Annotated in this window: 6 protein-coding genes; 1 reads left to right on the forward strand and 5 read right to left on the reverse strand. The window is 69.0% G+C overall.

The features are described 5' to 3' along the window. Nucleotides 1-74: 74 nt before the first annotated feature. Entirely contained in the window at nucleotides 75-1,880 is a 1,806-nt protein-coding gene (lepA, locus tag ABZT49_RS14390; protein ID WP_355286714.1) for a translation elongation factor 4, read from the reverse strand. Nucleotides 1,881-2,369: 489 nt separating this feature from the next. Between lepA and ABZT49_RS14395 the strand changes: the two genes are divergently transcribed. After that, a complete protein-coding gene (locus ABZT49_RS14395) occupies nucleotides 2,370-3,182 on the forward strand; it encodes an FTR1 family protein (protein WP_355286715.1) in 813 nt (270 codons plus the stop codon). A 236-nt stretch (nucleotides 3,183-3,418) separates the two neighbouring features. Here the strand turns inward: ABZT49_RS14395 and ABZT49_RS14400 are convergent, their stop codons facing one another. The 4 genes from ABZT49_RS14400 to ABZT49_RS14415 form a co-directional block, all read right to left on the reverse strand. Further along, nucleotides 3,419-4,636, reverse strand: a complete 1,218-nt coding sequence (locus tag ABZT49_RS14400) for an oxalate decarboxylase family bicupin (RefSeq protein ID WP_355286716.1) — start codon at nucleotides 4,634-4,636, stop codon at nucleotides 3,419-3,421. A 135-nt stretch (nucleotides 4,637-4,771) separates the two neighbouring features. Then, nucleotides 4,772-7,912, reverse strand: coding sequence for an efflux RND transporter permease subunit (locus ABZT49_RS14405; protein ID WP_355286717.1), 3,141 nt, complete (start codon nucleotides 7,910-7,912; stop codon nucleotides 4,772-4,774). Nucleotides 7,913-8,102: 190 nt separating this feature from the next. Further along, complete coding sequence (locus tag ABZT49_RS14410; protein WP_355286718.1) at nucleotides 8,103-9,371, reverse strand: efflux RND transporter periplasmic adaptor subunit; 1,269 nt, start codon at nucleotides 9,369-9,371, stop codon at nucleotides 8,103-8,105. Continuing rightward, on the reverse strand, nucleotides 9,368-10,054 hold the full coding sequence (locus ABZT49_RS14415; RefSeq protein ID WP_355286719.1) for a TetR/AcrR family transcriptional regulator: 687 nt from the start codon (nucleotides 10,052-10,054) through the stop codon (nucleotides 9,368-9,370). Before ABZT49_RS14415 ends, ABZT49_RS14410 begins: the two co-directional genes overlap by 4 nt. Nucleotides 10,055-10,489 lie beyond the last annotated feature (435 nt).

Raw genomic sequence — 10,489 nt, forward strand, 5'->3', positions numbered from 1 at the left:
GCCGCGATGCGACGGCTCATCGTCGTGAGAAGGGATCACTCATCGCACGCTGCGCCGGAGAGCGGCAAGCGGCGTCAGCTGTCCATCTTGAGGGCGGCGATGAACGCCTCCTGCGGGATCTCGACCTTGCCGAACTGGCGCATGCGCTTCTTGCCCTCCTTCTGCTTGTCGAGGAGCTTGCGCTTGCGGGAGATGTCGCCGCCGTAGCACTTGGCGGTGACGTCCTTCGACAGGGCCCGGATGGTCTCGCGGGCGATGATCTTGCCGCCGATCGCCGCCTGGACCGGGATCTGGAACAGGTGGCGCGGGATCAGGTCCTTCAGCTTCTCGCACATCGCCCGGCCGCGGCTCTCGGCGCGGGTGCGGTGGACCAGCATCGAGAGCGCGTCGACCGGCTCGGCATTGACCAGGATCGACATCTTCACGAGGTCGCCCTCGCGGTAATCCGAGATGTGGTAGTCGAACGAGGCGTAGCCCTTCGAGATCGACTTCAACCGGTCGTAGAAGTCGAACACCACCTCGTTGAGCGGCAGGTCGTAGACGACCATGGCGCGCTTGCCGACGTAGTTGAGGTCGATCTGGGTGCCGCGCCGGTCCTGGCACAGCTTGAGTACGCCGCCGAGATACTCGTCCGGCGTCATGATCGTGGCGCGGATCCAGGGCTCCTCGATCGTGTCGATCTTCATCACGTCGGGCATGTCGGCCGGGTTGTGAAGCTCGCGCTTCTCCCCGTCGGACATGTTGAGGTGGTAGACCACGCTCGGCGCGGTCGAGATCAGGTCGAGGTTGAACTCGCGCTCCAGCCGCTCCTGGATGATCTCGAGGTGCAGGAGCCCGAGGAAGCCGCAGCGGAAGCCGAAGCCGAGCGCGGCGGAGGTCTCCATCTCGTAGGAGAACGAGGCGTCGTTGAGCCGGAGCTTGCCCATCGCGCCGCGCAGATTCTCGAAGTCGGCGGCATCGACCGGGAACAGGCCGCAGAACACCACCGGCTGCACCGGCTTGAAGCCCGGCATCGCCTCCTTGGTCTTGCGCTTGTCCTCGGTGATGGTGTCGCCGACGCGGGTGTCGGCGACCTCCTTGATCGAGCCGGTGAAGAAGCCGACCTCGCCGGGGCCGAGCTCGGCCATGTCCTGCATCTTGGGCCGGAACACCCCGAGGCGCTCGACGCCGTAGGCCGCATCCGCCCCCATCATGCGGATCGTCATGCCCTTCTTGAGCACGCCGTCGACGATGCGCACCAGCACCACGACGCCGAGATAGACGTCGTACCAGGAATCGACGAGCAGGGCCTTGAGCGGCGCCGCCCGGTCGCCCTTCGGCGGCGGCAGGCGGGTGACGATCGCCTCCAGCACCGCCTCGATGTTGAGGCCGGTCTTGGCCGAGATCGGCACCGCGTCCTTCGCGTCGATGCCGATCACCTCCTCGATCTGCTCCTTGACCCGGTCGGGCTCGGCCGCCGGCAGGTCGATCTTGTTGAGGACCGGCACGATCTCGTGGTTGGCGTCCAGCGCCTGGTAGACGTTGGCGAGCGTCTGCGCCTCGACGCCCTGGGAGGCGTCGACGACCAGCAGCGAGCCCTCGCAGGCGGCGAGCGAGCGCGACACCTCGTAGGCGAAGTCGACGTGGCCGGGAGTGTCCATCAGGTTGAGGACGTAGTCGCGCCCGTCATGGGCCTTGTATTCCAGGCGCACGGTCTGCGCCTTGATGGTGATGCCGCGCTCCTTCTCGATGTCCATCGAGTCGAGCATCTGCTCGCTCATGTCGCGCGCCGCGACCGCGCCGGTGATCTGGATCAGCCGGTCGGCGAGCGTCGACTTGCCGTGGTCGATATGCGCGACGATCGAGAAGTTGCGGATGTTGTCGATGGGGGACGCGGTCATCGTGTGGCTGTCTCCGGCGCACGGGCGCGGCGATGCGCGGGGCGCACGGCGTAAGGGAAAAGTCGCCCGGAGATAGCAGCGGCACCCCGCCGCGCCAAGACGGCGGCCGGACGCACGCGAATCTCACCGGACGCGCGCGAGGCTCGACAGCGCGGCGCGACCGGCGATCGCCGGACCGGGGGGACCGGGAATGCTGGCTCATGCCTGACGCCACTCGAAAGAGGAGGGTCAGGGCCGAATGGCCGCAACTTACGTTCCGCCGTCAGGGATGATAAATATCCGCTCCGTTTATTTCAGATCAAATCGAAATCACGCCTCGATCCGTCAGTGCGTGCGGCCCGGATATCACATGTCTTACTCATGATAAGTCAGTTTAGAACGATACAAAACAAACAGCCGGGATTTGAAAGCCGGATCGTCCTCGCCTAAGAGGGCGCCGACGGGGCGCGACGGTGCGCAGCCGGACGACATTCGAGCGAGGAGCCCCCCATGGCCGACGGATCCACCTTCGTGCAGGCCTTCACCATCCTGTTCCGCGAGGGGCTGGAGGCGCTGCTGGTGGTGGCGGCGCTGGCGGCGTTCCTGCGCCGGGCCGGGGCGGCGGAGCGCATCCGCCCGGTCTATGCCGGCGCCAGCCTCGCGGTGCTGGCGAGCTTCGGCATGGCCTGGGTGTTCGAGGCCTTCTTCGACGGCAACCACAACGACCTGATCGAGGCCGGGGTCATCCTGGTTGCCGCCGGGCTGATGTTCACGATGAGCGGCTGGCTCTTCCTGCGCCAGGACCCGGCGGCCTGGAAGGCCGAGATCAACCGCATGGCCGAGCGGGCGATGGGTGCCGGCACGCTCCTGTCGCTGGCCGGCATCGCCTTCCTGGCGGTGTTTCGCGAGGGCGCCGAGACGGTCCTGTTCCTCCACGCGCTCGCCCGCACCGCCGGCGGCTTCGACGCCTCGCTCCTGAGCGGTCTTGCGGTCGCAGCCGCCGCCCTCGCGGTGGTGTTCGTGGCGATGCAGTGGCTGGCGCTGCGGCTGCCGCTGCGGCCGGTCTTTCTGCTCACCTCGGCCTTCCTGTTCGTGATGGGCCTGCGAATGGTCGGCGCGGCGATCCAGGAATTCCAGGAGCAGGTGCTCGTGCCGGTGCACAATGACGGCGTGCCGGACCTCGTCACCGAGCTCGGCTTCAACGGCAGCTGGGAGGCCTTGAGCGTGCAGGGCGCGATCGTACTCTGCGCCCTCGTCTGGCTCGTGATGCGCCGCGCCCGCCCGGCGGCCGGCGTGGCGGCGCGCCCGCAGGCTTCCGCCTGACGAGGCTCCACACGCCTGAGCGAAGCCGATATCCGCATCGTGAAGCGATCATCCGGAAATCGTATGACAACCCGGGATCTCATCGCCGACGCTGACCAAAAGGACTGACAGCGTTCCGCTTCATCTTGCGCCGTCAGCGTTTATGGATCCCGGGCTCCGCATCGCGGCCCCGGGAGACACGGAGGGTGGAAGAAGGGTGGAAGAACCGTCCGGAGGTACGCCGGCGCGGGACTGTCCTATCCCGGCACCACCGGCGTCTTGGCCGTTGGCAGCCCGGCCAGCACCGACTCGTCGATGTTCAGATGCGCCCGGACCAGGGCGTGCGGGGTCAGCGCCATCCACTGGTTCAGCGACACGTCGGCGTAGACCGGGCTGCGGAACAGTTCGAGGAAACGCAGCGGCGTCGAACCGGTATTCTCGATGTAATGCCCCATGGCGAAGGGCACGTAGCCGACGTCGCCGGCCTGGTAGTCGAAGGTGCGGGCCTTCGATTCCGAGCCGAACACCGTCATCCGGCCCTGCCCCGAGAGGTAGTATTGCCACTCGTCGCCGTTCGGGTGCCAGTGCAGCTCGCGCAAGCCGCCGGGCTCGAGCTCGACGAGGGCCGCCGCGATGGTCTTCGACGCCGGAAAGACCTTCGAGTCGGTGATGCGGACGCTGCCACTCTTCGTCCGGATCGGCTCCTGCGCCAGCATGCGGTAGCTGAAGCCCTCCGGCACCGGGCCGGCGCCGCCGGTCCTGTCTCCCGCGAGCGACCCGGGCATCGGCGCTGGGAAAATGTATTTTTCCTTCTCGGGGATCCGGGCCAGGGCCTCCTCCGGCACCCCGAAATTCTTCGCCAGGATGTCGCGCGGGGTATGGGCGAGCCAGTCGGTGATCAGGAAGGTCGAGTCTTCGGAGAAATGCCCGTCGTCGAAGACGAGCAGGAACTCACAACCGTCGACGTCGCTCTCCAGGCCCTGGATCGAGTGCGGGATGCCGGACGGGAAGTACCAGAGATCGCCCTCACCGACGTCGTCGACGAAGGTGCGACCCAGTTGGTCGACGGCCGTGATGCGGGCGCGGCCCTTGAGCATGTAGGACCACTCGGCCTCCTTGTGCCAGTGCATCTCCCGGGCGACGCCGGCCTTGAGCCGCATGTTGACGCCGGCCATCGCGGTCGAGACCGGCAACTCGCGAGTGGTCGTCTGGCGCGCCCAGCCGCCCTCCTCCAGGCGCATGTGGCTGTCGGTGAACGACCATTTCAGGTTCGGCATCGTGCCGTGGTCGGTCTTCGGCGGGCGCGTGGTGAACGGCTCCGCCGCCTGGCGGGCCGGGTTCACCGGGCCGACGATGTCCGCCCCGTCCTTGCCGCGGATGGGTGTGGGTCCCGACGGGGTCTGGGCGCTGGCGGCGGTGCCGACGAGGCCGGCCGCCGCAGCGGCCAGGGTGTCGCGACGGGAGATGAGGGGCATGGGCGGGTCTCCACCTCTGGGCGGGGACAAGCTCTCACGGCCCCGCGTGGCGCCCGACAATGCTCCGCTCACCGGCGGGTTCCGTTCGGTCAGCGCGGCCCAGATCTGCGCGCGAGACCGGACCGGCGCCTCTCCTCACTCCGCCGGCTGGTGCCGACCCGCCTCCCCCTCCGGCCGGGTCGCCGGCCGCCGGCCGCGGCGGAGCGACAGGACGAGGCGGGTCGTGCCGGCCCCGAGGCGGTCCATGTAGAGGTAGAGCACCGGCGTGATGAACAGGGTGAGGAGCTGCGACACGAGGAGCCCGCCCACCACCGCGACGCCGAGGGGCTGGCGCAGCTCCGCGCTCGCCCCGTGGCCGATGGCGATCGGCAGGGTGCCCATCACGGCCGCTGCCGTCGTCATCATGATCGGGCGGAAGCGTAAGGCGCAGGCCTCGCGGATCGCCGCCGCCGGGGCCCAGTTCTGCTCGCGCTGGAGGACCAGCGCGACGTCGATCATCATGATGGCGTTCTTCTTCACGATGCCGATCAGCATCAGCACGCCGATGATCGCGATCACCGAGAGATCCATCCCGTAGAGCTGGAGGGCACCCAGCGCCCCGATCGCCGCCGCCGGCAGGCCGGTGAGGATGGTGAGGGGGTGGATGAAGCTCTCGTAGAGGATGCCGAGCACGAGGTAGATGGTGATGACGGCCGCCGCCAGCAGCAGGCCCTGGTTCGCCAGCGCGTCCTGGAACACCTGGGCGGTGCCGGCGAAGGTCGTGGTGATGGTGCCCGGCACGCCGAGCGTGTCCTTGATCGCGGCGATGCGGTTGACTGCCTGCCCCAGCGCGACGCCGGGGGCGAGGTCGAACGAGATCGTCACCGCCGGCAGGAGGCCGAGCTGGTTGATCGAGAGCGGGCCCGGCACGCGGGTGACGCTCGCCACCGCCGAGAGCGGCACCAGCTTGCCGCTCGACGAGCGCAGGCGGATCTCGTCGAGCCGGTCGGCGGTCCAGTTCAGGCGCGGGTCGAACTCGGTGATGACCTGGTAGCTGTCGGCGGTGCCGTAGATGGTCGAGACCTGCCGGGTGCCGAAGCCGGTATAGAGGGTCTGACGGATCTGGTCGGAGGTGATGCCCAGCGCCTGCGCCTTGTCGGTGTCGACCGTGACCTTGGCTTGGAGCGCGGCGTTCTGGAGGTCGCTGGTGACGCCCGCGAAGGTGGCGCGGTCCTTCGCCAGGGCCTCGGTCAGCCGCTCGGACCAGCGCTCGAGGTCGGGGCGGTTCAGGCCCTGCACCACGTACTGGTACTGGCTCTTCGACTGGCGTCCGCCGAGGCGCAGGTTCTGCACCGGGGTGATGAACGAGGTCAGGCCCGGCACCGCGGCGAGCTGCTGGCGCAGCTCCGCGATGGTGCGGGAGAGCGGCGGGCGCTGGTCGCGGTCCTTCAATTCGACGAAGAACGAGCCCTGGTTGAGGGTGCCGGAGAAGCCGTTCGAACCGGCGCGGCTCACCACGTGGGCCACCGCCGGATGGCGGGCGAGGATCACCTCCGCCTCGTGCTGGAGCGCGCTCATCGCGTCGAAGGACACGTCCTGCCCGGCCTCCGTGGCGATCTGGAGCTGGCCGATATCCTCCGACGGGAAGAAGCCCTTCGGGATCACCACGAACATCCAGGCGGTGAGCGCGACGCTCGCGAAGAACACCATCAGCACCGCGAAGGGCCAGCGCAGGCAGAGATCGACCCCGCGCTCGTAAGCGCCCTGCATCCGGGCGAAGCCGCGCTCGAACAGGTTCTTCTTCTGGCCGTGTCCGGCGGCGTCGGCCGGCAGGCGGGCGGCGAGCATCGGGGTCAGCGTGATGGAGATCACCGCCGAGGCGACGATGGCGATCGTCACCACGATGGCGAACTCGTTGAAGATGCGCCCCACCACCCCGCCCATCAGCAGGACGGGGATGAACACGGCGATCAGCGAGATCGTGATCGACAGGATGGTGAAGCCGATCTCGCCCGCGCCCTTCAGCGCCGCCTCGAACGGCTTCATCCCGTCCTCGACGTGCCGGACGATGTTTTCCAGCATCACGATCGCGTCGTCGACGACGAGGCCGACCGCGAGCGTGAGGCCGAGCAGCGAGATGTTGTCGATCGAGTAGCCGAGCAGGTACATCGCCCCGAAGGTGGCGATGATCGAGATCGGCACCGCCACCGACGGGATCAGCGTCGCGGCGAGCCGCCCGAGGAAGAGGTAGATCACCGCGACGACGAGGACGATGGTCAGCACGAGCGTGAACTGCACGTCGTGCACCGCCTCGCGGATCGAGGCCGAGCGGTCGTTGACGACGTCAATGGTGCCGCTGCCGCCCAGCTGCTCCTGGAACTTCGGCAGCATGGCGCGGACCCGGTCGACCACGTCGACGGTGTTGGCGTCGGGCTGGCGCTGGACGGCGAGCACCAGGCCGCGGGTGCCGTCCTTCCACGAGGCGATGCGGTTGTTCTCGACCGAGTCGATGACCCGGGCGACCTCGCCGAGGCGCACCGGCCGGCCGTTGCGCACCGCCACGATCACGTCGCGGAACGCGTCGGCGTTCATCAGCTGGGTGTTGGTCTGGATGGTGAGGTTCTGGCCCCGCCCCTCGACCACGCCGACCGGCGTCGAGGTGTTGGCGTTCTGGATCGCGGCCTGGACCTCGTCGACGCCGATGCCGCGGGCGGCGAGCACGTTGGGGTCGAGCTGGACCCGGACGGCGAATTTCTGGCTGCCGAAGACCAGGACTTGGCCCACGCCCGTGATGGTGGAGAGCGAGGGCGAGATCACCGTCTGGGCGAAGGCGTCGAGGGTCGGCAGCGGCGTCGTCTCGCTCGACAGGGCGAGCAGGATCACTGGCGCGTCGGCGGGGTTGAGCTTGCGGAAGCTCGGCGGGATCGTCAGCTCGATCGGCAGCCGGCGCAGGGTCCGGGTGATCGCCGCCTGCACGTCGGCGGCAGCCTGGTCGATGTTGCGGGACAGCTCGAACTCGACGGTGATCGAGGTGAAGCCCTGGTAGTTCGTCGCCGAGATCGTGGCGATCGACGGGATCGTCGAGAACTCCTTGATCAGGGGCGTCGCTACGGAAGCCGCCATCGATTCCGGCGAGGCGCCGGGGAGCTGCGCGGTGACCGAGATGGTCGGGAAATCCACGGTCGGCAGCGCCGCCACCGGCAGGAAGCGGTAGGCGAACAGCCCCGACAGCGTCAGCGCGATCGAGAGCAGGATCGTGGCGACGGGCCGGCGGATGAACGGGGCCGAGAGGTTCATGGACTTGCGGCTTCCGAAGGATTGCTTCGCGAGAGCATTTTCCGACGAAGCGGAAACTGGTTCGTCGTAGAAAATGCGGCAAAATCAATAACCTAGAGCGCTTCGCGATTGCAGGGCGATCGTGAAGCGCTCTAGGCGGAACCCGGCTTCGCTCAGGCGCCGCGCGGGCTTGAACGTCCGTCCCGAACGCTCACTCGATCCGGGTGGCGGCGCCGGGCTTGGCCGCCTGCGCCTCGGTCGCGTCCTGCGGGCGCTCGCTGACGGTCAGGCCGGGCCGAACCCGGAACTGACCCTCGACCACCACCCGCTCGCCGGTTTTCAGGCCCTGGCCCAGGGCGGTGCGGCCGTCGCGGGAGGCCAGCACCTCGACGATGCGGCGCTCCACCGTGCGGTCGGGCTTCACCACCCAGACGAAGCTGCCCTCCTGCCCCGGCTGCACCGCGGCCTGCGGCACCGTGACGGTCCCCGGGCGCGAGCCGAGATCGACCTCGATCCGGACGTACTGGCCGGGCCAGAGCCGGTCGTCCTCGTTCGGGAACAAGGCCCAGGCGGTGACGGTGCCGGACGCCTGGTCGACGCTCGAATCGACGAAGGAGAGCCGGCCGGTCGCCAGCACCGCCTCGCCGCCGCTGGGATAGACCCGGACCGGCGCGGTACCGGGGCGGGCGAGAGCGGCGCGCAACCCGTCGAGGTCGCGCTCGGGGAGAGAGAAGGTGGCGCGCAGGGGCCGCATCTGCGTGATGGTGACGAGGCCGGTGCCGGCCGATTCGTTGCCCTTGACGAGGTTGCCGGTGGTGACCAGCACCTTGCCGAGGCGGCCCGAGATCGGTGCCCGCACGGTGGTGTAGTCGAGCCGGACCTTGTCGGCGTCGATCGCGGCCTGCGAGGCCGCGACGTTCGCCGACGCGACCTTGGCCTCGGCGGTGGCGACGTCGAACTGCGCCTGCGAGGCGGAGGAGCGCGACAGCAGCTCGCCGACGCGGCGGACGTCGTTCTGGGTGCGGACCTGGGTCGCCTGGTCGCGGGCGAGCGCCGCTTCGTTCCGGGCGAGCTGGGCGCGGATCTCGCGGTCGTCGAGGCGGTAGAGCACGTCGCCGGCCTTCACCACCTGGCCGTCGCGGGCGAGCTGCTCGGTGATGACCCCGTCGATGCGCGGGCGCAGGACCACGCTTGCCATCGGCTCGACCCAGCCCACCGCCGAGCGGGTGAGCGCGAGGTCGGTGACGCCGGCGGCCACCGTGGTCACGACCGGGCGCGCGGCGGCGGGATTGACCGGGGCTGCGGGCGCGGGCGGCACGTAGGCGAGCGGCAGGTGGTCCGGTAGGTGCCGGGCGAGGTCAGCCGGCAGCGCCCCCCGGGCCGTGCTCCAGGCCGCGCGCGTATCGCCGCCGTGGCGCTGCACGAGCCATCCCGCCCCGGCCGCCACGGCGACCAGGAGGACGAGGAGGAGGCGGATCATCGTGGGGCTCCCATGGGCGCCGCGGACGTGTGAGGCGCGGAAATGTGAGGCGCAGGCTTGGCGCCGAGGCCGTCGAGGAAGAAATCGGCGACCGCGGCCGAGGCGGGCGGACGCCGGCCGGTGCCGTGCACCGCCATGCGGATGCCGCCGAGGATCATCATGACGGCGAGGTCGATGTCGGGCACGTGCAGCTCGCCCGCCGCGACGCCGGCGCGCAGAAGATCGGCCAGCGCTCCCCGCAACCCGTCGAAGCCCTCGCGCAGGACGCGCCGGCTGCGCTCGCCGAACTCCGCGCCGCTGCCCTCGATGGCGGTCAGCGCCGGCGAGAGGGCGCCGATCCGCTCCAGCACCAGCCCGACCGCGTCGCGCAGCCGCGCGGGCGCGTCGACCGCCCGGATCGCCCCGATCGCGTCGCGCAATTCGGTGAGCGTCCAGGCGAGGCCGGCGATGAACAGGGCTTCCTTGGTCGGGAAGTAGCGATAGAGCGTCGGCTTGGCGACGCCGGCCGCGGCAGCGACCGCATCCATGTGCACGGCGGCGTAGGGCAGGCCTGAGAACAGCCCCATCCCGGCCTCGAGGATGCGGCGGCGGCGCTGGGGGTCGAGCGACTTGTGATCGAGCCCGCGCTCGGCGGGGGGACGTGCGAGATGGGGGCGATCGGCGTGGCGGGCGGCGTCGCTCATGAAGGCCTAACTGAACTGACGAGTTCAGTTAGCGGCCGAGAGTGTCCGGCTGGCAAGCGTTGGTTTCTGCGACATAGAATCGCAACACGACCAAGACGGGAAGATCGATCGCGCAACAACCGTAAGACGGTGCAACACGCGGATGTCGGGGCGATGAACAACCGCGACGGATCGGGATGGACGGGGCCCAGGTTCGCCCTTCCCGTTCGGGTATGGAACTAGCCGGACTGCACTTTTGATCGTTCACGCTTGGCATCGACTTCGCGCGTGGCGCAGCGATCCAGTCGAAATCTCCGAGCATCGTCCATTTTTATTCGAGCAGGACCCGCCGGCCCCATCCCTCCCCCCTCTGCGGGCTACGGCCTTAACGGATTTGATTCGTTCGCCGGAAAACGCCGTGCAGTGCGCGGCCAAGCCGAATCTAAGGTTGAAATC

Origin of the sequence: Methylobacterium sp. EM32 (assembly GCF_040593685.1) — a bacterium.
Lineage (GTDB): Bacteria > Pseudomonadota > Alphaproteobacteria > Rhizobiales > Beijerinckiaceae > Methylobacterium.